Annotated in this window: 40 protein-coding genes and 1 pseudogene; 40 read left to right on the top strand and 1 reads right to left on the bottom strand. The window is 51.7% G+C overall.

Annotated elements, in window-relative coordinates:
* The 40 genes and pseudogenes from FDW88_RS18615 to FDW88_RS18425 all read left to right on the top strand — a co-directional run.
* Window positions 1-295 (top strand): MT-A70 family methyltransferase (locus FDW88_RS18615; RefSeq protein ID WP_249354901.1); only part of this gene is annotated, 295 nt, incomplete at its 5' end.
* Window positions 282-500, top strand: coding sequence for a hypothetical protein (locus FDW88_RS18610; protein WP_003833987.1), 219 nt, complete (start codon window positions 282-284; stop codon window positions 498-500). The genes FDW88_RS18615 and FDW88_RS18610, both read left to right, overlap by 14 nt.
* A gap of 1 nt (window position 501) precedes the next feature.
* Window positions 502-822 (top strand): LexA family transcriptional regulator, encoded by a 321-nt coding sequence (locus FDW88_RS18605; protein WP_009364418.1) that lies wholly within the window; start codon window positions 502-504, stop codon window positions 820-822.
* The gene (locus FDW88_RS18600) at window positions 819-1,208 is read left to right on the top strand and encodes a RusA family crossover junction endodeoxyribonuclease (protein ID WP_137363130.1); all 390 of its coding nucleotides are present in this window, start codon (window positions 819-821) and stop codon (window positions 1,206-1,208) included. The genes FDW88_RS18605 and FDW88_RS18600 overlap by 4 nt, the downstream gene beginning before the upstream one ends.
* 25 nt (window positions 1,209-1,233) lie before the next feature.
* On the top strand, window positions 1,234-1,950 hold the full coding sequence (locus FDW88_RS18595; protein WP_342342738.1) for a phage antirepressor KilAC domain-containing protein: 717 nt from the start codon (window positions 1,234-1,236) through the stop codon (window positions 1,948-1,950).
* Window positions 1,947-2,936, top strand: a complete 990-nt coding sequence (locus tag FDW88_RS18590; protein WP_137363129.1) for a DUF968 domain-containing protein — start codon at window positions 1,947-1,949, stop codon at window positions 2,934-2,936. The genes FDW88_RS18595 and FDW88_RS18590 overlap by 4 nt, the downstream gene beginning before the upstream one ends.
* A 14-nt stretch (window positions 2,937-2,950) precedes the next feature.
* Window positions 2,951-3,529, top strand: a complete 579-nt coding sequence (locus tag FDW88_RS18585; protein WP_137363128.1) for a DUF1133 family protein — start codon at window positions 2,951-2,953, stop codon at window positions 3,527-3,529.
* A 155-nt stretch (window positions 3,530-3,684) separates the two neighbouring features.
* Window positions 3,685-4,080 (top strand): phage holin family protein, encoded by a 396-nt coding sequence (locus FDW88_RS18580; RefSeq protein ID WP_008323296.1) that lies wholly within the window; start codon window positions 3,685-3,687, stop codon window positions 4,078-4,080.
* Complete coding sequence (locus FDW88_RS18575; protein ID WP_048217455.1) at window positions 4,067-4,348, top strand: phage holin family protein; 282 nt, start codon at window positions 4,067-4,069, stop codon at window positions 4,346-4,348. The genes FDW88_RS18580 and FDW88_RS18575 overlap by 14 nt, the downstream gene beginning before the upstream one ends.
* On the top strand, window positions 4,348-4,965 hold the full coding sequence (locus tag FDW88_RS18570) for a glycoside hydrolase family 19 protein (protein ID WP_137363127.1): 618 nt from the start codon (window positions 4,348-4,350) through the stop codon (window positions 4,963-4,965). Before FDW88_RS18575 ends, FDW88_RS18570 begins: the two co-directional genes overlap by 1 nt.
* A gap of 7 nt (window positions 4,966-4,972) precedes the next feature.
* Complete coding sequence (locus FDW88_RS18565; protein ID WP_137363131.1) at window positions 4,973-5,242, top strand: hypothetical protein; 270 nt, start codon at window positions 4,973-4,975, stop codon at window positions 5,240-5,242.
* Window positions 5,199-5,405, top strand: coding sequence for a hypothetical protein (locus FDW88_RS22740; RefSeq protein WP_103798110.1), 207 nt, complete (start codon window positions 5,199-5,201; stop codon window positions 5,403-5,405). The genes FDW88_RS18565 and FDW88_RS22740 overlap by 44 nt, the downstream gene beginning before the upstream one ends.
* On the top strand, window positions 5,383-5,613 hold the full coding sequence (locus FDW88_RS18555; RefSeq protein ID WP_137363126.1) for a hypothetical protein: 231 nt from the start codon (window positions 5,383-5,385) through the stop codon (window positions 5,611-5,613). Before FDW88_RS22740 ends, FDW88_RS18555 begins: the two co-directional genes overlap by 23 nt.
* A 123-nt stretch (window positions 5,614-5,736) precedes the next feature.
* Window positions 5,737-5,901, top strand: coding sequence for a YnfU family zinc-binding protein (locus FDW88_RS22735; protein WP_219725564.1), 165 nt, complete (start codon window positions 5,737-5,739; stop codon window positions 5,899-5,901).
* Window positions 5,902-5,954: 53 nt separating this feature from the next.
* Window positions 5,955-6,305, top strand: coding sequence for an HNH endonuclease (locus tag FDW88_RS18550; protein WP_085452336.1), 351 nt, complete (start codon window positions 5,955-5,957; stop codon window positions 6,303-6,305).
* Between the two features lie 126 nt (window positions 6,306-6,431).
* Complete coding sequence (locus FDW88_RS18545; protein ID WP_137363125.1) at window positions 6,432-6,929, top strand: phage terminase small subunit P27 family; 498 nt, start codon at window positions 6,432-6,434, stop codon at window positions 6,927-6,929.
* Entirely contained in the window at window positions 6,926-8,659 is a 1,734-nt protein-coding gene (locus tag FDW88_RS18540) for a terminase large subunit (protein ID WP_137363124.1), read from the top strand. Before FDW88_RS18545 ends, FDW88_RS18540 begins: the two co-directional genes overlap by 4 nt.
* 11 nt (window positions 8,660-8,670) lie before the next feature.
* On the top strand, window positions 8,671-8,850 hold the full coding sequence (locus tag FDW88_RS22730; protein ID WP_137363123.1) for a hypothetical protein: 180 nt from the start codon (window positions 8,671-8,673) through the stop codon (window positions 8,848-8,850).
* Window positions 8,850-10,076: a phage portal protein gene (locus FDW88_RS18530; RefSeq protein ID WP_137363122.1), complete on the top strand. Its 1,227-nt coding sequence runs from the start codon at window positions 8,850-8,852 to the stop codon at window positions 10,074-10,076. Before FDW88_RS22730 ends, FDW88_RS18530 begins: the two co-directional genes overlap by 1 nt.
* A complete protein-coding gene (locus tag FDW88_RS18525) occupies window positions 10,067-10,720 on the top strand; it encodes an HK97 family phage prohead protease (protein WP_137363121.1) in 654 nt (217 codons plus the stop codon). The genes FDW88_RS18530 and FDW88_RS18525 overlap by 10 nt, the downstream gene beginning before the upstream one ends.
* Window positions 10,721-10,734: 14 nt before the next feature.
* Window positions 10,735-11,949 carry a phage major capsid protein gene (locus FDW88_RS18520; protein ID WP_137363120.1) on the top strand — a complete coding sequence of 405 codons (1,215 nt, stop codon included), beginning with the start codon at window positions 10,735-10,737 and terminating at the stop codon, window positions 11,947-11,949.
* A gap of 42 nt (window positions 11,950-11,991) precedes the next feature.
* Window positions 11,992-12,219: a hypothetical protein gene (locus tag FDW88_RS18515; protein ID WP_137363119.1), complete on the top strand. Its 228-nt coding sequence runs from the start codon at window positions 11,992-11,994 to the stop codon at window positions 12,217-12,219.
* A 33-nt stretch (window positions 12,220-12,252) separates the two neighbouring features.
* On the top strand, window positions 12,253-12,579 hold the full coding sequence (locus FDW88_RS18510; RefSeq protein ID WP_137363118.1) for a head-tail connector protein: 327 nt from the start codon (window positions 12,253-12,255) through the stop codon (window positions 12,577-12,579).
* Window positions 12,576-12,989, top strand: coding sequence for a phage head closure protein (locus FDW88_RS18505; protein WP_137363117.1), 414 nt, complete (start codon window positions 12,576-12,578; stop codon window positions 12,987-12,989). Before FDW88_RS18510 ends, FDW88_RS18505 begins: the two co-directional genes overlap by 4 nt.
* Window positions 12,964-13,467 carry a hypothetical protein gene (locus FDW88_RS18500; RefSeq protein WP_137363116.1) on the top strand — a complete coding sequence of 168 codons (504 nt, stop codon included), beginning with the start codon at window positions 12,964-12,966 and terminating at the stop codon, window positions 13,465-13,467. Before FDW88_RS18505 ends, FDW88_RS18500 begins: the two co-directional genes overlap by 26 nt.
* Complete coding sequence (locus FDW88_RS18495; protein WP_137363115.1) at window positions 13,467-14,027, top strand: hypothetical protein; 561 nt, start codon at window positions 13,467-13,469, stop codon at window positions 14,025-14,027. The genes FDW88_RS18500 and FDW88_RS18495 overlap by 1 nt, the downstream gene beginning before the upstream one ends.
* An 8-nt stretch (window positions 14,028-14,035) precedes the next feature.
* A complete protein-coding gene (locus tag FDW88_RS18490; protein ID WP_137363114.1) occupies window positions 14,036-14,218 on the top strand; it encodes a DUF2635 domain-containing protein in 183 nt (60 codons plus the stop codon).
* Entirely contained in the window at window positions 14,215-15,708 is a 1,494-nt protein-coding gene (locus FDW88_RS18485) for a phage tail sheath subtilisin-like domain-containing protein (RefSeq protein ID WP_137363113.1), read from the top strand. The genes FDW88_RS18490 and FDW88_RS18485 overlap by 4 nt, the downstream gene beginning before the upstream one ends.
* On the top strand, window positions 15,708-16,064 hold the full coding sequence (locus FDW88_RS18480; protein WP_115257988.1) for a phage tail tube protein: 357 nt from the start codon (window positions 15,708-15,710) through the stop codon (window positions 16,062-16,064). The genes FDW88_RS18485 and FDW88_RS18480 overlap by 1 nt, the downstream gene beginning before the upstream one ends.
* A pseudogene (locus FDW88_RS18475) lies at window positions 16,064-16,386 on the top strand (phage tail assembly protein). Before FDW88_RS18480 ends, FDW88_RS18475 begins: the two are co-directional and overlap by 1 nt.
* An 84-nt stretch (window positions 16,387-16,470) precedes the next feature.
* On the top strand, window positions 16,471-18,378 hold the full coding sequence (locus tag FDW88_RS18470; protein ID WP_086550239.1) for a phage tail tape measure protein: 1,908 nt from the start codon (window positions 16,471-16,473) through the stop codon (window positions 18,376-18,378).
* A 109-nt stretch (window positions 18,379-18,487) separates the two neighbouring features.
* Window positions 18,488-18,679 (top strand): hypothetical protein, encoded by a 192-nt coding sequence (locus FDW88_RS18465; protein ID WP_086550238.1) that lies wholly within the window; start codon window positions 18,488-18,490, stop codon window positions 18,677-18,679.
* A gap of 120 nt (window positions 18,680-18,799) precedes the next feature.
* Window positions 18,800-20,101 carry a DNA circularization protein gene (locus FDW88_RS18460; protein WP_137363112.1) on the top strand — a complete coding sequence of 434 codons (1,302 nt, stop codon included), beginning with the start codon at window positions 18,800-18,802 and terminating at the stop codon, window positions 20,099-20,101.
* The gene (locus FDW88_RS18455) at window positions 20,098-21,177 is read left to right on the top strand and encodes a phage baseplate assembly protein (RefSeq protein WP_137363111.1); all 1,080 of its coding nucleotides are present in this window, start codon (window positions 20,098-20,100) and stop codon (window positions 21,175-21,177) included. Before FDW88_RS18460 ends, FDW88_RS18455 begins: the two co-directional genes overlap by 4 nt.
* Entirely contained in the window at window positions 21,177-21,725 is a 549-nt protein-coding gene (locus FDW88_RS18450) for a phage baseplate assembly protein V (RefSeq protein WP_137363110.1), read from the top strand. The genes FDW88_RS18455 and FDW88_RS18450 overlap by 1 nt, the downstream gene beginning before the upstream one ends.
* On the top strand, window positions 21,725-22,150 hold the full coding sequence (locus tag FDW88_RS18445; protein WP_137363109.1) for a phage GP46 family protein: 426 nt from the start codon (window positions 21,725-21,727) through the stop codon (window positions 22,148-22,150). The genes FDW88_RS18450 and FDW88_RS18445 overlap by 1 nt, the downstream gene beginning before the upstream one ends.
* Window positions 22,137-23,195, top strand: coding sequence for a baseplate J/gp47 family protein (locus FDW88_RS18440; RefSeq protein WP_137363108.1), 1,059 nt, complete (start codon window positions 22,137-22,139; stop codon window positions 23,193-23,195). Before FDW88_RS18445 ends, FDW88_RS18440 begins: the two co-directional genes overlap by 14 nt.
* Window positions 23,186-23,767 (top strand): YmfQ family protein, encoded by a 582-nt coding sequence (locus FDW88_RS18435; protein ID WP_117343998.1) that lies wholly within the window; start codon window positions 23,186-23,188, stop codon window positions 23,765-23,767. The genes FDW88_RS18440 and FDW88_RS18435 overlap by 10 nt, the downstream gene beginning before the upstream one ends.
* 11 nt (window positions 23,768-23,778) lie before the next feature.
* Window positions 23,779-24,714 (top strand): carbohydrate kinase, encoded by a 936-nt coding sequence (locus FDW88_RS18430; RefSeq protein WP_137363107.1) that lies wholly within the window; start codon window positions 23,779-23,781, stop codon window positions 24,712-24,714.
* Entirely contained in the window at window positions 24,715-25,107 is a 393-nt protein-coding gene (locus tag FDW88_RS18425; RefSeq protein WP_061348829.1) for a tail fiber assembly protein, read from the top strand. It abuts the gene before it with no gap.
* Between the two features lie 127 nt (window positions 25,108-25,234).
* Here the strand turns inward: FDW88_RS18425 and FDW88_RS18420 are convergent.
* On the bottom strand, window positions 25,235-26,248 hold a 1,014-nt coding region (locus tag FDW88_RS18420), incomplete at its 5' end, for an acyltransferase (protein ID WP_137363106.1).

Below are 26,248 nucleotides of genomic sequence, written 5' to 3'. Positions count from 1 at the left end.
GTGGATCAGTTTTGCACCGTTGGTAACAAGAGGGAAAGGTCTTGAGCGTCAGAATGCGAGCGTAAAACAGGTTATCTACAGCCCACTCAGCGAACACAGCCAGAAGCCAGCAGAAGCGCGTTACCGTCTGGAGCAATTATATGGCGATGTATCACGCATTGAGTTGTTCAGCCGCTGTTCGGCTCCCGGCTGGCATCACTGGGGAAATCAGGCAGAAAATCCTGATGTAATCATGTCACCTGGTTACGTTGGTAAACCTGCTCCGCTGCTGGAGGTGGCTTATGCAGGACGTTGAAGCACGTAACGCGCTTCGTAACATCGCCAGAAGATGCAACGAGGAAATAACCGCTAAACGCAAGGCTAATCCTGGTATGAATTGTGACGAAATAGCCAGGCCAATTTTTAACGGTGCCATGGGGATGGTTAAGCAGCTTGGCTTTACGCCGTCTCATCTGTACCTCGAAGTCGGGATACTGAACAAGCGGATTAAGGAGCGCTGAAGTGAACAAACTTACCGTGAGACAAAGTGAAGTGCTTGGTTCGATCGTGAACTATCAGCGCCGGTTTGGATTCCCTCCAACGATATGTGAACTGGCTGGGCTGATTGGTTGCTCATCACCGAACGCTGCAGCGGAGCATGTGAAGGCCATAGCGAAGAAGGGATATATCTCAGTTGCGCCTGGAGTTTCCAGAGGGATTACCGTTATTTCAGCAAACGATGAGGTAGACGCGATATCGATCATCAAGTCACTCATTAACGGTGATAGCGATTCAAGAGAACGCGCCTTGTCATGGCTGGAAGCGAGAGGTGTTCAGCAATGAAACTAACGTTGCCATTCCCGCCAACTGTTAACACCTATTACCGGTCCCCTGATCGTGGCGCGTTAAAGGGTAAGCATCTGATAAGTGAGATGGGGAGGAAGTTCAAGAAGAATGTTTACGCCTCTGTTGTGCAGCAGTACGGCGGCATACCGAAACCAGTTAACGTCAACGTTCAGGTAAACATAGTTCTTTTCCCGCCAGATAACAGACGGCGGGATCTGGACAACTACAACAAAGCACTGTTCGACGCACTGACGAATGCCAGAGTCTGGGAAGACGATAGTCAGGTTAAGCGGATGGCTATCGAGTGGGGGCCGGCAGTAAAGCCTGGAAGGGTAGAAATAACGATCAGCCGTTTTGAAACTGTGGCGGGTGCAGCCGCCTGATAAGTGGAGACAGAGCATGAATCAGATGAACATCACCGTAATGTGCCAGGCACACCATACAGCAGCTGTTGGGCAGCAGATAACCATGTCCAGCCGTGAGATTGCAAAACTGGTCGATTCCCGGCACAGCAATGTCTGCGTAACGATAGAGCGCCTCATGAATTCCGGTGTGATTGAAGGGTATGCTGCATTGCAGTACACCCATCCCCAGAACGGACAGACCTATCATCACTACGAAGTGAATAAGCGTGATAGCTATGTGATCGTTGCCCAGTTGTCACCAGAGTTCACGGCCCGACTTGTTGACCGCTGGCAGGAACTGGAGAACAACGGTGGAATGATAGTTCCCCGGTCACTTCCTGAGGCGCTGCGGCTTGCTGCTGACCTGGCTGAGCAGAAACAACGGCTGAGTGAAGAACTGGCAGTAGCCGCGCCAAAGGCTGAGTTTGTTGACCGTTACGTTATGGCCACCGGTTCAATGACATTCCGACAGGTTGCCAAGCTGCTTAACGCCAAAGAGCCGGAGTTTGCGATGTTCCTGATTGAGAACGGCATTATGTACCGGCTTAACCGGGTACTCACTCCTAAGAGCAAGCATATCGAAGCAGGGCGCTTTGAGGTGAAGACTGGCACGACAAACCAGACAAATTACGCGTTCAATCAGTCCCGCTTCACCGCCAAGGGTGTTCGCTGGATTGGTGGCCTGTGGGCAGAGCATATTGCTAAGGGGCAGATAGCGTGAGGGTACTACTGACACCTGAAGTGGCACCAATGACCGGAGTAGTGATATTTCGCCCAGGCAATGAACTGATGCATCTGTTCAGACGCGGGCGGGTTCTTATCGAGCCACAGGCAGAGTCTATGTCTGAGTTGCCGTCAGGACTGTTGCCAGAGACGGAGCAGGAGCTTAAAAACGATCCGTTAATGCGTGATGTCTTCGAAAACAAGAAGGTAATTAACCGAGCTGGTGGGCTGCCATCACTTGATGCCTGGCTCGAAAGAAAACCGGAATGCCAGTACCCGCATAGTGAATGGCACGACCGAAACTATACCATTACCCGGCATGCGCCTGGATCAATCCGCACATGCTGGGGCTGTGACTTAAAAATTCGTGAGCAGTTCACTGAAGGTCTGGCGGGTATTGCCCGTGAAAACCTGGTATCCTGGCTTCTGAAGGTCGTAAACGGTCAATTAGGCTTCAGTGAAGACCACGTTCTTACGCTTCCGGAGTTTTGCTGGTGGATGGTAAAGAGCGATCTGGCTGATGAGATACCTGAAGCCGTAGCGCATAAAGCACTTCGTCTGAAGAAAGAGTCACACCAGTCGGTAACACGTGAAAGCGATATTGTTCCGACAATACCCGCGCAACAACTTGTACAGGAGAAAGCGAAAAAGATAGTGGCGATGAAGGTCGATCCGGAGACGCCGGAATCCTTCATGCTTAAACCCAAACGTCGCCGCTGGGTGAATGAGAAATACACGAGATGGGTTAAGGCCCAGCCGTGCGTCTGCTGTAACAAGCAAGCTGACGACCCCCACCACCTGATTGGCCACGGGCAGGGTGGAATGGGTACAAAGGCACACGACCTGTTTGTGATTCCTCTGTGCAGAGAGCATCACGACGAGTTGCATGCTGATCCTGTGGCATTTGAAGCGAAATACGGTGACCAACTGGTCCTGGTGTTTCGGGTTATAGATCGTGCGCTGGCAATCGGCGTACTGGCGTAAGTGGAGAACGCTAAATGATTAATCCTTCTGAAGTTGGTAAATCTGGTGAAATGGTTCGTCTTCGTACTCTGGAAAGCATCTGGATACAGGGTAAGTTGCGCATGTGGGGCCGCTGGTCTTATATCGGCGGTGGTAGTGGTGGGAACATGTTTAACCAGCTTCTGGCATCCGGGAAAATCACCAAGACAGCTATCAATGAAGCGCTACGCCGGATGAAGAAAGCGGGTATCAGCAAACCAGAACTTGAAGCGTACCTGCGTGAAATCCTCAATAGCAAAAATAAAAGCGGCATGGCGTTCTGTTCAGACGAAGAAGGGCTGTTAGTGGACGGTGTCATTGCTTCTGTACTGATGAATGATGACTACCGATCGCTCTATAGCGTGATTGTCGACCGCCATCGCCTACGTAAGAGCAAGTTGCAGATGGCCAATGAACTGCAGGCTAAACATCCTGACTGGCCCCTGATCACCTGTCGTCGCCGTATTGACACTTGGCTAAGTCTGGCAGAATCGATCCTGTACGCTCCAGTTTGTGACGCATTCGGCACAAATGGCGACAGATTTAAGTTGCAGAGTGAGCAAGAAAGTGCTTAAATTGTGGTAGGCTCGGGACGTTAAAGCGAACTGAGCAACAGAACAAAAAGAAACCCGCCATCGTGCGGGTTTTTGCGTTTTGAGGGCTGCCAATTGGTGGCCCTTTTTATTTTCCCCTCGTTCTGAGAGGACTCACAGCAATAAGAGGGGGCTTAATGTCCGATCCTGTTTCTGGCACTACGGTCGCGGCTGGTGGCCTGATGGGAGCCAGTGTATTTGGTCTCGCAACCGGTATTGATTATGGCGTGGTATTTGGCGCATTCGCTGGTGCAGTATTTTATGTAGCGACAGCGGCAAATATCACACGAGTACGATTGATTGCTTACTTCATGACGTCATTCATTGTTGGCGTTCTTGCTGCTGGCCTGGTTGGTTCAAAGTTGTCACAGGCTACCGGGTATAGTGACAGGCCATTAGACGCACTTGGTGCTGTTGTAGTAGCTGCGATGACAATCAAAGTGCTCACATTTTTCAACAGTCAGGATTTGGGAAGCCTGTTCAGTATTCTTTCGCGATTCCGTGGAGGAGGGGCCAGCAATGGTAACAAGTGATCCGTCAGCGATGGTGAATGCAGGTATTTGTGCGGTCATCGTCCTTGTCCTGATGTTCTACCAGCGTGAAGGGGCAAGACATCGCCCCGCTATATCATTGCTGGCTTACTTCTTTGTGCTGGTTTATGCCAGCGTTCCATTCCGATATCTGTTTGGCCTCTACCAGGAGTCACACTGGATGGTGGTTATCGTAAACCTTCTTATTTGCGCTGCCGTCTTATGGGCTCGTGGGAACGTGGCGCGTCTCGTTGATACGCTGAGGCATTAATGAACCAATCACAATTTCAACAGGCGGCTGGTGTAAGCGCCGGGTTAGCTACGCGCTGGTTTCCGCATATTGATGCTGCAATGAAAGAATTCGGCATTGTTAAGCCTGAAGACCAGGCAATGTTTATTGCTCAGGCAGGACATGAATCAGCGGGATTCTCTGCGCTGGTGGAGAGCTTCAACTACACCCCAGCCGCTCTGCTGACCACCTTTGGACGCCGCATTACGAACTATCAGGCATATATGCTTGGGCGTGACAAAGAAAAAGAGCAGGTAGCCAATCAGCCAGCCATTGCAAATCTGGTGTACAGCAATCGTCTCGGCAACAAATCATCAGGAGATGGGTGGAAATATCGTGGCCGTGGGCTGATTCAGATTACCGGTCTTGATAATTACCGCCGCTGCGGAACGGGATTAAAACTGGATTTAGTCAGTAATCCTGAGTTGCTGGAAAAGGATATCAACGCAGCACGCTCAGCTGCATGGTTCTACGCCACCAGCGGATGCCTGAGCTATTCCGGCGATCTGGTTCGCATCACTCAGATCATCAATGGTGGACAGAACGGCATTAACGACCGCCGTGCACGTTATGCCAAAGCAAAAACTGCACTGGTATGAGGTCACAATGGGACTTGAAATGATTATCGGCCTGGCCGTTGCTGTGCTGGCTGCAATTGCAGGTGCTTTTGGTCTGGGTAAATCACGCGGTACTAACATCGCTGAGACAAAAGCGGACCAGCAACGCACTGAAGAACGCGCATCAGCTACTGAAGCCGTTGCAGAACGCCGGGTAGAGACAACAAAAGGAGCCAGGGATGTACAGCAGACTGTTAATCATCTTCCTGATGACAATGTTGACCGTGAGTTGCGCGAAAAATTTACCCGCAAAACCTGAAGTAACGGACACGGCCTGTGATTGGGTGAATATCATCTACCTCACAGAGCATGATATTGCCGTGCTGGATAAACAGACGAAGCGGGACATATTGGTGCACAACAAATCAGTGCAGGCTAACTGCATGAAGGAGCCTGGTCGTGAACGTAGAGAACTTAAGTAACGCGCATTACATCTATAACGAGATGAAAGTGCTACAGCGACTGAAAGGCATACTGGAAAGCGGTGCCGGGCTTGGAGTGACAATCCAGTCGACCTATCAAGATAATGCCTTTCTTGAGGCTATACGCCCACATGCAGTGGCCGAACTTGACCGCCGTATTGAGGGAAAGAAAACCGTGTTGGTTAATTTGGGTATCTCCTTCTCCTGATGTCACAGGCATTTAGTGAATGCCTGTGACAAAGCTAAATGGCATCAAGCATGCGATGATGATTGGTTAATAATCGAGCTATGCATGGTATAATAAGCCCCATTCATTGAAAGGTTAACCACCATGTCATTTTTCGATTATGCAATGCAGCGTGTTGGGCTTGCAGCCAATATGACTGTCATGTGCCCGATATGCGGACATAAATCCATACACTCGACCACGAAAGTACGCCAGCAACAGGCGTTACTTTGCCCTAAATGTAAATCGCTGTTTGTCATTCACAGATAACATGCGACCTGCTGAATATAACCGCCTACGGGCGGTTTTTTATTGGAGTTAAAATGCCACCTCGAACACCAAAAGCTTGCCGTGTTCGCGGCTGCCGTTCCACGACAACAGACCCATCAGGTTACTGTGAGTCGCACAAAGGCGAAGGCTGGAAATCCTACAAATCAGGACAATCAAGGCATCAGCGTGGATATGGGACGAAGTGGGAAGTCATACGCGCTCGCATACTGAAGCGCGACAAAGCTCTCTGCCAGAACCATCTACGTCAGGGAGTAGCAAAGCAGGCATCATGTGTCGACCACATCAAGGCTAAGGCCCATGGCGGTACTGATGAAGACAGCAACCTTGAGAGTCTGTGCTGGTCGTGCCACGCCGCGAAGACCGCGCGTGAGCGGCTCAAGTGAGAATCGATGTCATCATCAGCCAGGGGAGGGGGAGGTCAAATCTCTGCGACCGCACGCCTTCCGGACTGCCCGCCTCCTCGGATTTTTATACCCGCGTAAAATCAATTTTAACCAGGAGCATCGCTTATGGCTGGAACGGCGGGGCGTTCCGGGCGTCGCCCTAAGCCAACGGCACGCAAGGAGCTGGCTGGAAACCCCGGTAAGCGAGCCCTGAATAAAGAAGAACCGGTGTTCACGCCCATCAAGGGCGTGGCTCCCCCGGAATGGTTTACAGAAGATGATGGCTTTCCGCTGGCTACCATCATGTGGGAAATGACCACCAAAGAATTATGCGGTCAGGGTTTGCTTTGCGTGACCGACCTTGCCGTGCTTGAGCGCTGGTGTGTTGCTTACGAATTCTGGCGGCGCGCCGTGAAGAACATTGCAAAAGATGGGCTTACCATTGTTGGTGCGATGGGCGGCAAGATTAAAAACCCAGAACTGACCGCCAAGAAAGAGCAGGAATCGGAGATGAGTTCTACCGGTTCTATGCTGGGTCTTGACCCCAGTAGCCGCCAGCGTCTGATCGGCCTCGCGGGCCAGAAGAAAACCTCCAATCCATTCCTGAAGATGATTAGCTCATGACGCGGAAATCGTACCCCAACGTAAATGCTGCGAACCAGTACGCCCGCAACGTCGTGCGGGGGAAAGTCCCGGCGTGCCAGTATGTCGTTCAGGCCTGTCAGCGTCATATAGATGATATGGCTCAGGAGAAGAGCCGGAAATTCCGGTACCGCTTTGATAAAGACATGGCGGAAAAGGCCGCGAAATTTATTCAGTTACTGCCCCATACAAAGGGCGAATGGGCATTTAAACGCATGCCGATCACCCTGGAGCCCTGGCAGCTATTCATTATTTGCTGCGCCTTTGGCTGGGTGCAAAAGGGGTCTAAGCTCCGTCGTTTCCGTGAGGTCTACACCGAAATCCCGCGCAAGAACGGAAAGTCAGCGATCTCGGCGGGGGTGGCACTCTACTGTTTCACCTGTGATAACGAGTTTGGTGCAGAGGTTTATTCAGGCGCAACGACAGAAAAACAGGCGTGGGAAGTGTTCAGACCTGCGCGCCTTATGTGCAAACGCACGCCGTTGCTGGTGGAGGCATTCGGCATTGAGGTAAATGCCTCAAACCTGAACCGTCCTGAAGACGGCGCACGCTTTGAGCCGCTAATCGGTAACCCCGGCGACGGTTCTTCGCCGCACTGCGCAATTGTCGACGAATATCACGAACATCCGACTGATTCGTTGTATACCACGATGCTTACGGGGATGGGCGCGCGTCGCCAGCCCCTTATGTGGGCGATCACCACAGCGGGTTACAACATCGAAGGGCCGTGTTACGACAAACGTCGCGAAGTCATTGAGATGCTGAACGGAACCGTTCCGAATGAGGAACTGTTTGGTGTGATCTTTACGGTCGATGAAGGCGACGACTGGACGGACCCGAAGGTGCTGGAGAAGGCAAACCCAAACATGGGGGTGTCGGTTTACCGAGATTTCCTTCTCAGTCAGCAGCAACGCGCTATTAATAATGCCCGTCAGGCGGGCGTGTTCAAAACAAAGCACCTCAATATCTGGGTTTCCGCCCGCGCGGCATTTTACAACCTGGTGTCCTGGCAGAACTGCGAGGACAAGACTCTGACGCTTGAAATGTTCGAAGGCCAGCCTTGTATTCTGGGTTTCGACCTTGCCCGCAAGCTGGACATGAACAGCATGGCGCGACTGTTCACCCGCGAAATTGACGGAAAAACACATTTCTACTGTATTGCTCCCCGTTTCTGGGTGCCTTATGACACCGTGTTCAGCGTGGAAAAAAATGAGGATCGGCGAACGGCGGAACGTTTTCAAAAATGGGTTGAGATGGGGTTACTGACCGTGACCGATGGGGCTGAAGTTGATTATCGCTACATCCTCGAAGAGGCAAAAGCGGCAAACAAACTGAACCCGGTAAGTGAATCACCGATTGACCCCTTCGGGGCCACCGGCCTTTCTCACAATCTTGCTGATGAAGATTTAAGCCCCATCACGATCACTCAGAACTACACCAATATGTCAGACCCAATGAAGGAGCTTGAAGCCGCTATTGAGTCAGGCCGCTTTCACCACGACGGCAACCCGATCATGAGCTGGTGTATTAGCAACGTCGTTGGCAAATATCTCCCGGGTAACGACGACGTGGTGAAACCCATCAAAGAGCAGAACGAGAACAAAATCGATGGCGCTGTGGCGCTGATTATGGCGATCGGTCGTTCAATGCTTTACGAGAAAGTTGAATCAATTTCTGATCGCATCGAATCACGCGGCATACGTTCACTTTAACCGAGGCGTTTATGATCCTGACGATACTAACTCCGTTGATAGGAGTGCTGGGGGCGCTTTTGCTCTCATTTGGGGCGTGGATGATTTATCCCCCTGCAGGCTACATCGCCGGTGGTTTACTGTGCCTGTCATGGTCCTGGCTGATGGCACGATTACTTTCTACCTCTCCAGCAACTACGGGAGGTAACTGATGTTCTTCCGCGGCATGTTTAGCAAGAGCGGCCAGTCAGTAACAACATCGGCTGAGCTGGCGCAGGAAATTGGGCTGACTTATGACACCTACACAGGTAAGAGAGTCAGCAGTCAGCGAGCAATGCGCCTCACCGCCGTGTTTGCCTGTATCAGGGTGCTTGCCGAATCTATCGGTATGTTGCCATGTAGCCTGTATCAGACCACCGACACGGGGAAGAAAAAGGCGACCGGGGAGCGTTTGCATAAGCTTCTTTCACTTCAACCTAATGGGTATATGACCCCCCAGGAGTTCTGGGAGCTGGTGATCTTATGTCTCTGCTTAAGGGGCAACTTTTATGCTTATAAGGTCAAGGCACTTGGGGAAGTGGTTGAGCTCCTGCCCATTGACCCCGGCAGCGTAGTTCCAAAGCTCAATAGCAATTGGGAGCCTGTTTATCAGGTCACGTTTCCGGACGGTTCGACTGACGTTCTCAGCCAGGATGATATCTGGCATGTGCGCATCATGACACTTGATGGGCTGGTTGGGCTTAATCCCATCGCCTACGCCAGAGAGGCTATATCCCTTGGGCTGGCCACGGAAGAGCACGGTGCCAGGCTTTTTGGTAACGGAGCTGTTACTTCAGGGGTACTTCGAACCGATAGTGAATTAAGCGATGCAGCTTACGCTCGACTTAAGGCTGATTTTGAGGAGAAACATCAGGGGCTGGGGAATGCCCACCGTCCCATGATCCTTGAACAGGGACTGGACTGGAAATCAATGGCGCTGAACGCTGAGGATAGCCAGTTCCTGGAGACCCGAAAGTTTCAGCTTGAGGAGATTTGTCGTTTGTACCGAGTGCCAATGCACATGGTTCAGAACACGGATCGAGCGACATTCAGCAATATTGAAAACCTCGGTATCGGATTCATCAACTATGCGCTCGTACCTTATTTCACACGTATTGAGCAGCGTATCAATATTGGCCTCGTCAGAAAATCCAAGCAGGGCAACTTTTACGCCAAATTCAATGCAGGCGCATTGCTTCGCGGAGATATGAAATCCCGCTTCGATTCCTACGCGACAGGTATTAACTGGGGCATGTTCTCGCCAAATGATTGTCTTGAGCTTGAGGATCGCAATCCTCGTCCTGGTGGTGATGTTTATCTCACTCCAATGAACATGACAACGAAACCATCTGACGGCAGTAAACAAGCCAAAACCGAGGAGCAAAAAAAATGCCGATGACTAAACAGCGGCTGGATATTCCGTTGAAACTGAAATCCGTAAGCGACAACGGTGAATTTGAAGGTTATGGCTCCGTGTTTGGCGTGAAGGACAGCTACGACGATGTGGTCGTTCACGGTGCTTTCAGTAAGTCGCTGAGTGCCTGGCGCGAGAAGAAGACACTTCCTGCGATGCTCTGGCAGCACCAGATGGACGAGCCGATCGGCGTTTACACCGACATGAAAGAGGATGATGTCGGGCTGTATGTGAAGGGGCGGCTTCTCATTGACGACGATCCCCTCGCTAAGCGCGCACACGCCCACATGAAGGCCGGTTCTTTAACCGGCCTTTCTATTGGCTACATGCTTAAGGACTGGGAGTACGACAGAACCAAAGAGGTATTTCTCCTCAAAGAAATCGACCTCTGGGAAGTCAGCCCCGTGACGTTTCCGTCAAACGACGAAGCGCGGATCAGCGATGTCAAAAGCGCGTTCGCCCGCGGCGAAATGCCTTCTCAAAAAAGTATCGAAAGAGTCCTGCGCGACGTTGGGCTCTCACGTACCCAGGCCAAAGCATTCATGGCCGGGGGATATAGCACACTGAATCTGCGCGACGCTGATGATGTGGACTCTGCTTTGAATGCACTTAAAAACCTCACATTTTAATCTGGAGTAAAAACATGGCAGTCGAAATTAAAGATGTAGAGCAGGTCGCGCAGGAGCTGCAGGCGAAGTTCGAGGACTTCAAGTCCAAGAACGATAAGCGTATTGACGCTATCGAGAATGAAAAGGGTGCGCTGGCGGGTCAGGTCGAAACGCTGAACGGTAAGCTGTCCGAGCTTGAAAACCTGAAGTCCGATCTGGAGGCGGAACTCGCAGCCTCCAAACGCCCGGGTGGCGGCTCAAAGGGTAAATCAGTGACCGAGCACAAAACGGCCTTTATGGATTTTGTCCGTAAGGGCAATGAAGACGGCCTGCGTGAACTCGAGCAAAAAGCCCTTCAGGTTGGCGTGGATGCGGATGGAGGCTATGCCGTTCCTGAAGAGTTGGATCGCAGTCTGCTTGAACTGCTTAAAGATGAAGTCGTCATGCGCCAGGAATCGACGGTCATTTCGCTAGGTACATCAGAGTATCGCAAGGTGGTAAGCACCGGCGGCGCTACATCTGCATGGGTTAGCGAAACGCATGCTCGCTCCGCGACAGACACTCCTACTCTGGCGCAAATCAAACCATTTATGGGGGAAATTTACGCCAACCCTCAAGCCACGCAAACCATGCTCGATGATGCGTTCTTCAATGTTGAATCGTGGATCAACAGCGAGCTGGCTCAGGGGTTCTCTGAAGCAGAAGAGATTGCGTTTACCACGGGCGACGGTAGCGATAAGCCCAAGGGTTTTCTGGCCTATGCGTCAGCTCTGACGGATGACAAAACCCGTGCGTTCGGCACTCTGCAGCACATCCTGTCCGGGGCAGCTACCGGACTCACTGCCGATGCGATTATCAAGCTGATTTATACGCTCCGCAAAGTGCACCGCACCGGCGCCAAGTTCATGATGAACAACAACACGCTGTTTGCCGCCCGTATCCTGAAAGACAAAGAAGACAACTACCTGTGGCGCCCGGGGCTGGAGCTTGGTCAGCCATCAATGCTGGTTGGCTATGGCATCGCTGAAAACGAACAGATGCCAGATATTGCCGCTGATGCCAAAGCTATTGCCTTCGGTAACTTCAAGCGTGGCTATACGATTGTTGACCGCCTTGGTACTCGCGTTCTGCGCGACCCGTACACCAACAAACCTTTTGTTGGTTTCTACACCACCAAACGTACCGGCGGCATGCTGACGGATTCGCAGGCTATCAAAATCATGAAAATTGGAGCGCCAGTAGCTCCATAACCTTTAAAAACGGCGGGCTTGGTCCCGCCTTCAGGAGTTGAAATGGTCATCTTTTTAAAACCTCTTAAGTGGTCGCCAGACGGTTGCCGAATCGAAACCATTGAAGCCGGGGAACATGACGAACTTCCGGCGCGTGCGATTGAGATCGCCGGGCAGATCGGCATTCTCGCGGAGGACGAAACAGGTAATGGTGAAGACATTCCGCCTGTCCCACCTCTGGACCCTGAGCCGACGGTGGTGACTAAGCCAGAGAAGGCCGCAAAAAAATAACCCGCTTTGCGGGTTTTTTTATGGGTGATGCAAATGCAGCTGATCACGCTAGAAGACATCAAGAGCCAGCTACGGCTTGAAGCCGATTACAGTGATGAAGATCAGTATCTCACTTTGATTGGTGCTGCTGCTGAGTCTCGAATGTCGGAATACCTGAACAGAAATCTCTATCCTGAAGGTACTACGATACCGCCCACCGATCCCGACGGAATGGTTATGCCTGCGTCTGTCCGGCTAGCGCTTCTGTTTCTGGTTACTCACTTTTATGAGAACCGTTCGGCTGTCAGTGAAGTCGAAATGGTCGAGTTGCCGATGGCCTTCACCTGGCTCGCGCGGCCACACCGGATTTACCCACAATGAAGCTTCGCCAGGCGCAAACCAGCGCGACCTACCTGCTGCCCGATCCGGGTGAACTGGATAAACGGGTACTTGTTCGAAAACGAGTCGATGTACCGGCGGCTGATTTCGGTACCGAACCAGAATACCCGGTTTCATTCCGGGCCTGGGCGAAGGTCGTCCAGACCAGCGCGACGACATACCAGGAAACAGCCCAGACCGACAACGTCATCACGCATTACATCACCATTCGCTGGCGGAGCGGGATCACCACTGACTTCGAGGTGGTGCTCAACGATCTGGTGTACCGGGTTAAGCGGGCGCGGGACCTGAACAGTAAACGGCGATTTCTGCTGCTTGAGTGTACTGAACTGGGCACCGAACCAGCCTCAACCGGAGGGAACGGTAATGGCGACACCCTTTTTTCACGTTGATTTTCAGCAGCCAAAAGAGATGCGGTTCAACCGGGCACGCATCCGACGGGCGTTCACCCACATCGGCCAGCGCCATATGCGCGATGCGCGCCGACTGGTGATACGACGCGGGCGTTCAGAACCCGGTGAAAATCCAGGGTACCAGAGCGGTCGCCTTGCGAAATCCATTGGCTATATGGTACCGAGAGCCAGCAAGAATCGACCTGGCTTTATGACGCGTATCGCGCCAAACCAGCGGAACGGGCAGGGGAACCGGCTGATTACGGGCGATTTCTATCCGGCATTCCTGTTTTACGGCGTCCGTGGTGGCGCTAAGCGCCGCCGCAGTCATCATCGCGGCGCTTCTGGTGGTAGCGGCTGGCGCATGGCTCCGCGTAATAATTTTATGGTTGAGACACTCAACAAAAACAGCCCGTGGACGCGCTATTACCTTGCGCGTGAATTGCGGCTCTCACTCAAACCGGAGAAACGACGCTGATGAAACTGGTCCCGATTATTGCAGCACTACGGGCACGTTGCCCGGAATTCCAGAATCGTGTAGCGGGTGCTGCGCAGTTTAAGGACTTGCCGGAAGTCGGGAAGATGAAACTGCCGGCGGCTTATGTTGTTCCCGGCGACGACTCACCCGGCGAACAGAAAAGCCAGACGGATTACTGGCAGGATTTGACCGAAGGATTTTCCGTCATTGTGTTTGTCAGCAATGGCCGGGACGAGCGTGGTCAGTTTGCTTCATACGACGTGGTTCACGATGTACGACAGCTGTTGTTTAAGGCGCTGCTCGGCTGGAATCCGGAAGAGCGCGGTAACCCCATTACGTACGCAGGCGGCACTCTGCTTGATGTGAACCGACATGAACTGAGCTACCAGTTCGACTTCTCTGTGTTGAAAGAGCTTTCAGAAGATGACACCCGCCAGCAGGATGAGCTGAACGACCTGGATTATTTCAAAACGTTGTCGATTGATGTGGATTTTATCGATCCCGGTCATGGCCCTGACGGCAAAATCGAACACCACCTCGAAATAAATCTTCCTTCCTGAGGAACACCATGTTTGTGAAACCAAAAGACGGGCGGTCAGTTCATGATCCTGCCCGGGGTGACCTTTTGCCTGCAGCAGGGCGAAATGTCGAACCAAGCCAGTACTGGTACCGTCGTGAAAACGACGGGGATATTGAGGTGGTGACGCCATCTCAGGGCGTAGCACCGGACAAGAAGGTGAGCACTAAATGACAGTCTCTATGAATACAATTCCGTCTGATCTTCGCGTCCCGCTGTTTTATGCCGAGATGGATAACAGCGCGGCGAATACGGCGCAGACCAGCGCCCCTTCGTTACTGATTGGCCATGTGAACACTGGCGCAGCCATTGCGACCAACCAGCTGGTTTTCATGCCATCAAAGGATTACGCCATTCAGCAGTGTGGCGCGGGCAGTCAGCTGGCGCGCATGGTGGAAGCCTATCGGCTCGTCGATCCATTTGGTGAGCTGTGGGTGGTTGCTGTTCCTGACACAGGAACGGCGGCAACGTTCACCCTGACGATAACGGGAGCGGCCACAGAGTCCGGGGTTATTAGCCTGTACATTGGGCGACGTCGTATTCAGGCCAACGTGACAACTGGCGACGATGTTGCAGCCGTTGCATCCGCTATTTCTGCCGCCATCACTGCTGACGGACAAACGCCATTTACCGCCGCTTCGGCAGCCGGTGTTGTCACACTCACATCGCGGCATAAAGGCACCTGGGCGAATGACATTCCTGTCGCGCTGAACTATTACGGTTTCAGCGGTGGCGAAAAACTCCCGGCTGGCGTGCTGATCGCCATTGCATCTGGTGTGGCTGGTGCTGGTGCGCCACTGCTGACAGGCACGATTGCCGCGATGGGCGACGAGCCTTTCGACTATATCGGTCACCCGTTCAACGATACTGCGTCCATGAACATCTTCACGCTGGAAATGAACGATACCAGCGGGCGCTGGAGCTGGTTACGACAGATTTATGGTCACGTCTATACGGCAAAAATTGCTGCAATCAGTGACCTGATCACCGTAGGTGATATGTTCAACGATCCGCACGTCACGCTGGCAGGCTATGAAAAAACGGTTCAGTCGAATCCGGATGAACTGGCAGCAAGCCGTACAGCACGTGCCGCAGTGTTCCTGCGTATCGACCCCGCGCGTCCGACACAAACGGGCGAGCTGACAGGCATGCTTCCTCCTCCAACGGGCAAACGCTTTATTCGCTCCGAGCAGCAGTCACTACTGACGCACGGTATTGCGACAGCGTATGCAGAAGGGGGTGTTCTGCGCGTGCAGCGTGATATTACGACCTATAAAAAGAATGCGTATGGCGTAGCGGATAACAGCTATCTCGACAGCGAGACACTGCATACCAGCGCCTATGTTCTGCGCCGTCTTAAAACGGTGATCACCAGTAAGTATGGTCGCCACAAACTGGCTAATGATGGCACCCGCTTTGGTCCCGGTCAGGCCATTGTGACGCCAGCGGTGATCAAAGGCGAGCTTCTGGCCACTTACCGCCAGATGGAGCGCGCGGGCATTGTCGAAAACTACGACCTGTTTAAGCAGCACCTGATCGTAGAACGCGACGCCACTGACCCGTCACGTATCAACGTGCTTTATCCACCTGATTACGTTAACCAGCTGCGCGTCTTTGCACTGCTTAATCAGTTCCGTCTTCAGTATCAAGAGGAGTCCGCATAATGTCGCGTATCGGCGGTACATGTTATTTCAAAATTGACGGCCAGCAGCTCTCGCTGACCGGTGGCATTGAGGTGCCAATGAACAAGGCGGTCAATGATGATGTCATTGGCCTGGATGGTTCCGTTGATCGTAAAGAGACACACCGTGCGCCGTACATCAAAGGTACGTTTAAAGTGCCTAAAGATTTCCCGGTAAACAAAGTGACCACGTCCGATCAGATGACCATTACCGCGGAGCTGGCAAACGGTCAGGTTTATGTATTGTCGTCTGCCTGGCTGCACGGTGAGGCAAACCACAACGCTGAAGAAGGCACGGCGGATCTTGAATTCCACGGTGAAGAAGGGGATTACCAGTAATGAAAGAACTCAAACTCAGCAAACCGGTTAAAGCTCATGGTGAAGATCTCCATGTACTGGAGTTACGGGAACCCACATATGACGAAATAGAGGGCGTGGGTTTCCGTTTACAGTATCTGCGGATGGTGGTGTCAGACTGGACAGCGCTGTTTCGCTGAAATACATCCCTTTACTTGCCGGGATCCCCCGTTCTTCTGCAGCGCAGATGGCTAAGCTTGATATTTTTAAAGCCTGCATGTTGATCCTGAATTTTTTTACCCGATCGGGGACGGAGCAAACCTCCGACAACGCTTCTACAACACCGCTTACTTCTGGCGAATAAACCCTCTTGATCTCCGGCGGACGGCGATTTCTGAGTTCCTGACGCTGGAGTCAGAGGCTGTTCGCATCAACGAGGAAATAAAACATGGCTGATGACTTTCAACTAAAAGCGATTATTACCGCCGTTGACCGGTTGTCTGGGCCAATGAAGGGAATGCAGAAAAAGTTAAAGGGATTTCAGAAGGAAATGGCCGGACTGTCAGTGGGCGCTACCGCTGCCGGGGCGGCCATTCTCGGTGCGCTGGCTATGCCTGTTACTGCGGCGATGGGTTTTGAGTCGAAGATGGCTGACATCCGCAAGGTTGTTGACGGTCTGGACGACAGGAACGCATTTGCCGCAATGAGCGATGATATCCTGACGCTCTCCACTCAGTTACCGATGGCAGCGGAAGGGATTGCAGAGATCGTCGCGGCAGGTGGTCAGGCGGGCATCGCGCGAAGCGATCTAATGCAGTTTGCCAGCGACGCGGTAAAAATGGGCGTGGCGTTTGACACCACCGCTGAAGAGTCTGGTCAGATGATGGCGCAGTGGCGAACGGCGTTTAAACTGACCCAGGATGATGTGGTTGTTCTGGCTGATAAAATTAACTATCTGGGGAATACCGGGCCAGCAAATGCCGGAAAAATATCAGAGATTGTGACCCGAATTGGACCTCTTGGTGAGATTGCGGGAGTTGCTTCGGGGGAAATTGCAGCATTAGGTGCAACGATTGCCGGTATGGGTGTGGAGCCAGAAATTGCTGCAACGGGCATCAAAAACTTCATGAAAGCCTTAACGTCAGGCGGCGCGGCAACCAAAGCGCAGAGGACGGTTCTTGCTGCGCTGAAGATTGACCCGAAAAAGCTGGCTGCAGATATGCAGAAAGATTCGAAAGGCACGATGCTGAAGGTGCTTGACGGGATATCAAAAATCCCGAAAGAAAAGCAGGCTGCGGCAATGAATATGTTGTTTGGCAGTGAGTCTGCTGGTGCGATAGCACCGCTTCTCACCAATATGGACCTGCTGCGTATCAACTTTGAGCGAGTGGCAGACGCCCAGCAGTACGGTGGCTCGATGCAAAAGGAATATGCTTCTCGTGCGGCTACCACTGAAAACCAGTTAACCCTGCTGAGAAACAGTGTTAACGCCATTTCTGTCACACTGGGGGATACCTTCCTTCCGGTTATTAATGAAGCCGCAGAGGACGTGATGCCATTACTGGATCATGTCCGCGACCTGGTCAGGGAAAATCCTGAGATGGTGAAGTCAGTCGCGAAATTCGCCGCAGTACTCCTGGTGGCCGGCAGTGCCGTTGGCGTTCTGTCGCGTGCCTTCCGGATACTGAATAGTGTTATCAATCTTTCGCCCGCGAAACTGGCGATTGCTGTACTGGCATCCGGCGCCATGCTGATCATTAATAACTGGGATGATGTTGCACCGGTGATTAAAGAGGTCTGGCAGGAGGTGGATAGTGTTGCGCAGGCAATGGGGGGATGGGAAACCGTACTGGGTGGTGTTGGGATGTACATGACCGGTGCATTTACAGTGAAAACCATCGGTTCACTGCGTACAGCCTTTGCTCTTGCCAGTCAGTTATCAGGTGTTCTTGGGAAAATCGCCATGCTGGGCGCCACGACAGTTCAGATTGCGGTTGCCATTTATATGTTTGAGAAACTCAAGGAAATCGCCGATGCGGCAAAAGAGGCCGATCATACCGACTCATTCTGGGATTCCCTGAAGAATCGCTGGAATTCAGGCGGCTGGTATAACAACAGGCAGCAAAGAGAAATGTTTGCCGGTCAGACCACAAGGGATAACTACCAACCCACCGTTCCGCTGCTGCGGCCAGGAGCGGTTATGGACCGGGCGCAATCCCCACAGACGCAGCGTAGCGAACTTAACGTGTCTTTCGATAATGCGCCTCCAGGAATGCGCGTTGCGACACCTGCCGGAAGTGCGACACCGTGGCTTTCTTATGATGTGGGATACAGTCGCTTTAGCAGAGATAGTTAACCCATCTGTCATGTTCAGTGTAACCCGCCAGAGTGGGTTTTCCACACCCTAACGGGTATGCTATTTTTTATGCAATCAGAGCGATGATCAGAATGCCGCTGGGGAGAACATGGATTCAACGCATGACGAAGAAAAACGCACAGAATTTGAAAAATTCATCATTGAAAGGTTTGGCGATGCAGTTGATCTCCGCCGGGCGACAAATGGCGATAACGGATATATATCATGGGAGGCAGCGGTTGCCTGGATTGTCTGGCAGGAACGCTCGTTGCATCATGAAATAACTTCTGCCGTGGACTGAGCGGGACGTGAGTTAGGTATAAGCATCGTTTCCGGTTTTGGCTACCATACAGGCGATATGTGAATTCCCATATCGATAATTTAACCCGCTTCGGCGGGTTTTTTAATGCCCGGAGTTTATATGGCGTGGAAAGACAGACTTCAGGATGCGTCATTCCGTGGCGTACCATTTAAGTTCGAAGGTGAAGGGGCGGCGGTTGGCCGTCGAGTTGAAACACACGAATACCCCAACCGCGATAAACCCTACACCGAAGATCTCGGTAAGGTCACCTTCCGGCCAAATATCACCGCCTATGTCGTCGGCGACGATTGTTTCGAACAGCGTGACAGACTAATTGAAGCACTGAATAAACTAGGACCAGGCACTCTGGTACATCCAACATATGGTGAGCTTAACGTCTGTGTTGATGGTGAGATCCGTGTTAGTACGACCAGTAGTGAGGGGCGGATGGTGCGCTTTGATCTACAGTTCGTCGAAGCGGGTGAACTTGAATATCCAACGGCTGGCGCAGCAACAGCTAACACGCTGGCATCTTCCTGTTCAGCACTTGATGATTGTATCAGCGACAACTTTGAACAGTTCGGCATGGGTGGTTTGCCTGACTTCGCTCAGGGAGATGTGCTTGAGCGTGCAACTGGCATCCTGGACTTTGTTTCTGATTCTATGGCGATGGTCGACAGCTATGTCGCAGACGCAGCGAGACTTATGCAGGGTGATATTTCTGTTCTTCTTCCTCCTCCGTCATCAGGAAAAGGATATGTCGAAGCTATTCAGAAAGTGTGGCGCACGGCGAACAGACTATCCGGAAATGCTTCTGACGTTATGAAAATGATTAAGGGGTTCGCCGGGATTTCGTTGGGATCAGATATGGCCCCGCGAGGTATATGGAAAACGGACAGCAAAAGCACACAGAGCAGCAAGGAACAGGGGAATTATGTTGCCAGTGCAGTACGCACAACCGCCATAAGCGAAGCGGTTTACGCTGTTACAACACTGCCAACACCTGCAATAACGACAAAGGAACAAACTCAGCAGTCTTCTGGATGGCCTGCTGTGACACACCCTGCGCTGAATAACGCACCGGATGAGACGGCGGTGGTTGATGTGCCGACGTGGGATGACCTCGTTGATATCCGCGACACGCTGAATACCGCTATCGATAAAGAACTATCCCGCACTACCGATGACCGTTTGTTTCTGGCTTTGCGCCGGGTGAAGTCGGACCTTAACAACGATATAAAACACCGCCTTGTACAGACCCAAAAGACAGTTATCAGGACACCTGATGAGGTAACTCCGGCACTGGTTCTGGCAGCGACCTGGTTCGATAACGCTGCACGGGAGTCTGACATTGTCAGGCGTAATGCTGTGGCTCACCCAGGCTTTGTGCCGGTATCTCCACTGAGGGTTCCTGTACGATGAACGATAACGTAACGCTGAGGGTTAACGGACGTGAATGGGGCGGCTGGACTTCGACACGTATCGGCGCTGGCATCGAGCGGCTGGCGCGCGATTTTAGCGTTGAGATCACTCGACAATGGCCTGGTGGAGATGGAATTGCCTCATTGCAACCTCGGGTAAAAAACGGAGATAAAGCAGAAATACTGATTGGTGATGATCTGGTGGTCACTGGCTGGATTGAAGCAACGCCGGTTCGCTACGATGCGCGCTCAATTAGCGTTGGAATTAGCGGGCGCAGCCTGACTGCCGATCTGATTGATTGTGCAGCTGAGCCTACTCAATTCAATGGGCAATCGCTCGTTCAGGTCGCTTCGGCGCTTGCAAAACCGTTCGGTATTGCGGTGATAAACGCTGGCGCACCGGGTGGTGCGATTCCCGGCGTGCAGCCAGATCATGGTGAAACGGTTATTGAAGTATTAAATAAGATGCTGGGTCAGCAACAGGCCCTGGCCTACGACGATCCGCGCGGTAGGCTTGTAATCGGTGGGATAGGTTCAGGCAGGGCGCATACGGCGCTGGTGTTGGGTCAGAATGTGATTTCCTGCGATACCGAGAAAAGTATTCGCGAGCGCTTTTCTACTTATCAGGTTTCCGGTCAGCGCGCCGGAAATGATGATGATTTTGGCGCTGCTACCACAACGGCACTACGGGCAAAAACAACGGATGCATCAATAGGACGCTATCGCCCGATGGCAGTGCAGCAGACGGGCCAGGCAACGGGTGCCAGTTGCATTGCGCGCGCTGAATTTGAGGCGCGGCAGCGCGCAGCGCGAACCGATGAAACCACGTACACGGTGTGGGGCTGGCGACAGGGGGATGGTTCTCTGTGGCAGCCAAACCAGCGGGTTATTGTTTTCGATCCGATCTGCGGCTTTAACAACCGCGAACTCCTCATCTCTGAAGTCTCATTCACTAAAGACAATAATGGCACCCTGACAGAGTTACGCGTCGGGCCGCCGGATGCCTATCTTCCTGAGCCAGAAGAGAGCAGTCAGAAGCGTACAAAAAAACGCAAAGTCAAAGAGGACCCGTTCTGATGAGCGTGATGCAAAGTCTGCAAAGGCAACTGTTAGGACTCATTGGCCGCGCTGTGGTGAAGAGTATCAACGCGGCTTCTAAGTGCCAGATGATAGATGTTGAGTTACTGGCTGGGCAGCAAAAGGCGGGTATTGAGCACCTTGAACCCTATGGCTTCACTTCTCGTGCACAAGCGGGTGCTGAGGCTGTTGTTTTGTTTCCTGACGGTGACCGTTCTCACGCCGTTGCGATCACCGTATCTGATCGTCGCTATCGCATGAAGGGGCTCAAAACGGGGGAGGTCGCTCTCTACGATGACCAGGGGCAGTCAGTCACGCTGACACGTGCCGGGATTGTTGTTGATGGTGGTGGCAAGGTGATTATGTTCAAAAATGCGCCTAAAGCCCGCTTTGAAATGGATCTGGAAGTTACCGGCCAGATCAAAGACCTCTGTGATACTTCTGGCCAGACAATGTCAGCGATGCGTGTTGCTTATAACGGGCATAAACACAGAGAAAACGGGCAGGGTAATAACACCGATGCACCTGATAAACAAATGGGGGTGTGATGGAACTCTGGCTTACGGTAAACGGAAAACAGGTTAGCGCCAGTTCTCAACTTGACCCACTTACGCGCGCAGTGGTGATTTCGCTCTTCACTCACCGGCGCGCAGACCCTGACGACAATGCTGATGTACCTATGGGATGGTGGGGAGATACCTGGCCGATGGTGGCCAACGATCGCTATGGGTCAAAGCTATGGCTTTTACAGCGGAGCAAGCTCACAAACGCGCTGGTGAACACGGTGCGAACGTATATCCGAGAATCCCTTCAGTGGATGCTCGATGACGGTGTTGTGTCCATGATAGATATAGATATACAGCGAACCGGTATCAATGAACTGGGAAACAGCATTGTTCTGTGGCGCCGGGATGGTCCGGTAACAATTTCTTTCAACGAATTCTGGAGCGTGATTGCAAATGGCGGACAGTGAATTTCAGCGGCCAGCGCTGGCCGAAAACATCAGCATGATCCGCACCGACCTTTTTGCACGGCTTGACATCAATGATGAACTTCGCCGCATGGATGAAGATGTCAGGGCCAAAGTTTATGCGGGGGCGCTGCATACGGTTTATGGCTATATCGATTATCTGGCGATGAATATGCTGCCTGACCTGTGCGATGAGTCATGGCTTTATCGGCATGCTGCGATGAAACGATGTCCGAGGAAAGATGCCGTGGCCGCATCAGGTTTTATGCGATGGGATGGCGTAACGAACGGGCTCAAGGTGAGTGCAGGATCGGTCATTCAGCGTGACGACCTCGTCCAGTACATCGCACAGGCAGATGCAACGAGTGCCGGTGGCGTGCTTCGTGTGCCCGTTACCTGCAGCGTGACAGGTATGGCCGGAAATATGGATGATGGCGAGGCGCTCTCACTGGTTACGCCAGTTAACGGACTTCCTTCCGGCGGCATGGCCGATACGATCACTGGCGGTTTTGATGTTGAAGACCTTGAGGTCTGGCGTGCCCGTGTTCTGGAGCGCTACTACTGGACCCCGCAGGGCGGCGCTGACGGAGATTATATCGTCTGGGCAAAAGAAGTACCCGGCGTAACGCGCGCGTGGACTTATCGACACTGGATGGGGACGGGAACCGTTGGCGTTATGATTGCCAGCAGCGACCTGATTAACCCGATTCTTGATGATGCAACAGTGGCTGCAGCTCAGGCACATATTGAACCGTTGGCGCCCGTAGCGGGTTCTGACCTCTATGTATTTAAGGGAACGCCAAAAACGGTCAATTACACCATTGACCTGAATCCGGATACCCCTGAAATACGCGCCGCAGTTGAGGCAGAGCTTCGTTCATTCCTGTTGCGTGACGGCTATCCGGAAGGAACGCTTGAGCTGTCCCGTACAAACGAGGCGATTTCTATAGCGGCCGGTGAGTACAGCCATAAGCTGCTTTCGCCAACAGCTGATACGGCAATCGCAAAAAATGAACTGGCTGTACTGGGGGTAATAACGTGGGCGTGAGTAATGATGATTATGTCCAGTTACTGAGTGCGCTGCTTCCGCCAGGGCCGGCATGGTCAGTTGACGATGTTGCGATAAGCGGCGTAGCTCCTTCTTTGCTCAGGGTGCATCAGCGTGGCGATGAACTCATGCAGGAGCTTGATCCGCGTACCACAACAGAACTTATTGACCGCTGGGAGCGGTGCTGCGGTCTTCCTGATGAATGCATTCCTTCAGGAACCCAGACGTTAAGGCAGAGACAGCAGCGGCTGGACGCAAAAGTTAATCTTACCGGAGGAATCAACGAAGATTTCTATCTTCGTCAACTGGCTGCACTGGGGAAGCCTGGCGCCACAATCACGCGCTATAACAAGGGACCTTTCAAGTGTACGTCGACGTGTACTGATGCGACCTATTCAACTGAATGGCGTTACTACTGGCAGGTAAATATGCCCGCTTCAACAGACGCAATCTGGATGACCTGTACAGACAATTGCGAAACCCCCATTCGCTACTGGGGCGACACAGTTGCCGAGTGCGTTATCAATAAACTTTGCCCGTCCCATACCTACGTAATATTCAAATATCCGTAACCGGAGACATTATGCATCGCATTGACACACCTACTGCGCAGAAAGATAAATTCGGCGCGGGAAAGAATGGCTTTACCCGCGGTAACCCGCAAACAGGAAAGCCTGCTACTGATTTGGATGACGACTATTTCGACATGTTGCAGGAAGAACTGGCGGGAGTGGTCGAGGCAACCGGCGTTAACCTGGAAAAATCAAAGCATAACCAGTTACTGACTGCCCTGAAGGCGCTGCTTTTGAGTCGTGCTAACCCATTTGCTGACATTAAAGCGGATGGTGCAGCAGCGGTGTCGACAGCTCTCTCAAACCTTGGTTTAGTAAATAACGGCGCAGTCGGTCGTCTGATTGGCATGCAGATAATCAAGACGTCTGGCACTTACACCAAAACCCCCGGAGCAATGTTCGCGGATGTCATCGCTATTGGGGGCGGTGGAGGCGGCGGCCGGGCAACTTCCACAGGAAACTATAACGCAGCGGGGGGGGGGGGCGGGGGCGGCGGAATGGCACGGGGTCTCTTTAACCTGTCTGCAATATCAACCGTGCTTGTCACGATTGGTGCGGGTGGTAATGGCGGTATTGCCTCGACGATGACCAATGGCACGCAGGGTGGTGCGACGACTTTTGGCTCTTATCTCTCAGCAAGTGGAGGCCAGCCAGGCAACGGCTGCACTGCGTCAGGCTCCTCTGCGTCATGTGGCATGGGCGGTCAGGGTGGCACTTCGACCGTGGGTGCCATTTTGTGCAACGGGTACGCCGGGCTACCCGGTGTGATGGCAACCCCAACAGCAGTCGGAGGGACTGTAGGTTCCGGTCTTGGCGGCGGCAGCTTTATTTCTGGCCCTGGTGGGTATGGTGCGGGTGGTAATGGCGCGGCAACAATCAGTGGAAATCAAAACGTTAATGGCGGTAATGGCTCTGCGGGTGTGGTTATTGTTATGGAGTATGCGTAAATGAACTATGCAATTATCAAAAATGGCATCGTAGAAAATATTGTTATCTGGGATGGCAAGTCAGAATGGCCTGAATCAGCCAGCGCCATTCTCTCTACTGAAGGTATGGGTATCGGTTGGCATTACGTCAATGGCGTTTTTAGTGCGCCAACTCCGACCGATGAAGAATTAGCAGCAGCAAAACAACTGCGAATTACCAATAACTTCGCTATGAAAAATTCGCTGATGAATGAAGCAACGCAGCAAATTGGTGTGCTACAGGATGCCGTCGATCTGGGTATGGCTACAGATGCAGAATCCGCCACGTTGCCTCTGTGGAAACAATACCGTGTGCTGCTGAGCAGGATTGACGCTAACACTGATGCAGAGATTAGCTGGCCTATTACTCCGTAAGATGGGTGATTAATGAATAATATGGCGATGAAAATAATTTTATAAAGTTGTTTTTCAGAGGAGGTGCACTCGAAGAAAGTGCACCTCTTGTATAATAAGAGCAGCTGCCTTTACTTGATAAGATCTATTAGGTTGGTTGCGCTGTTTTTTTTAATGGCCTACCTCGTTTAGCTACGAGGCGCTTGCCTGCTCTCTGAGAAGGGGATTCAATCAAGATGTGTATTAACCATGACAAAAATATAATGGAAAAAGTCACAATTAAGAGAGATACCCATGCTTTAAACCCCATTTCAAGTAAAATTCGAAGGGCGACATACCCAGCTACCCCGTGGATAATATATAGCGGATAGCTTATGTTGGCAAAAAAATCAAAAAACCTATTGGATTTAAATAATTTTGGGTGAGCATAAGCAAAAGCAAAGACCAAAAGCGCAAATGCATAGCTCCAGGCGACATTTATACTGGCTGAATATGGACCAGCCCACCAAAGAATGCAGAATAAAGTAAATAATATGCCGATTCCAAGATAAGCCTTGTTGGCATTTATATAACCACAATACATATAATAAAACATGGTTCCGATAAACATATAAATAATATACTGAGAAAAAAACATGTATGCCATGGCAAGATGGAATGCTGATATATTGGAGTTAATCCATTCAGGAGCAACCTTGTTAATATAGAGAGCAAACAAAAAAAGAATAAGCGGGGTAATGAAAACTTTTATGGAGTGCTTGCGAAATACTGCTATTAATATAGCGCAAATGAGATAAAACTTCATTTCTATCTCCAGTGTCCAAATGATTCCATCAATGCTCCTGGAGTACAACAAGTCTCTGATTCCAGGGATGTAGTGAATCAATATTTCTTTGTTATTAAATGGCCATTCCACTGAAAAATATTTACTGCTTATCAATATGGCTGTAAGCGTTATAGTAAAACCAATAATATATGTTGGTATTATTCTAATGATTCTGCTTAATAAAAAACCGTGAAATGTCATTTTTTGTAGCGAGAGTGGAATGACAAACCCGCTAATGATGAAAAATATAGCAACGCCGAAAGCCCCCCAGTTAAACAAAGGGAAGGCATGGAGCCATACAAGATAACTAGGGAAGGTGCGAACAAGTTCCTGATA

The organism is Citrobacter sp. wls829 (genome assembly GCF_005280825.1).
GTDB classification, from domain to species: domain Bacteria; phylum Pseudomonadota; class Gammaproteobacteria; order Enterobacterales; family Enterobacteriaceae; genus Citrobacter; species Citrobacter gillenii.
Note: the sequence above shows the minus strand (reverse complement) of the source record. Positions and strands in the feature narration are given on the sequence as shown.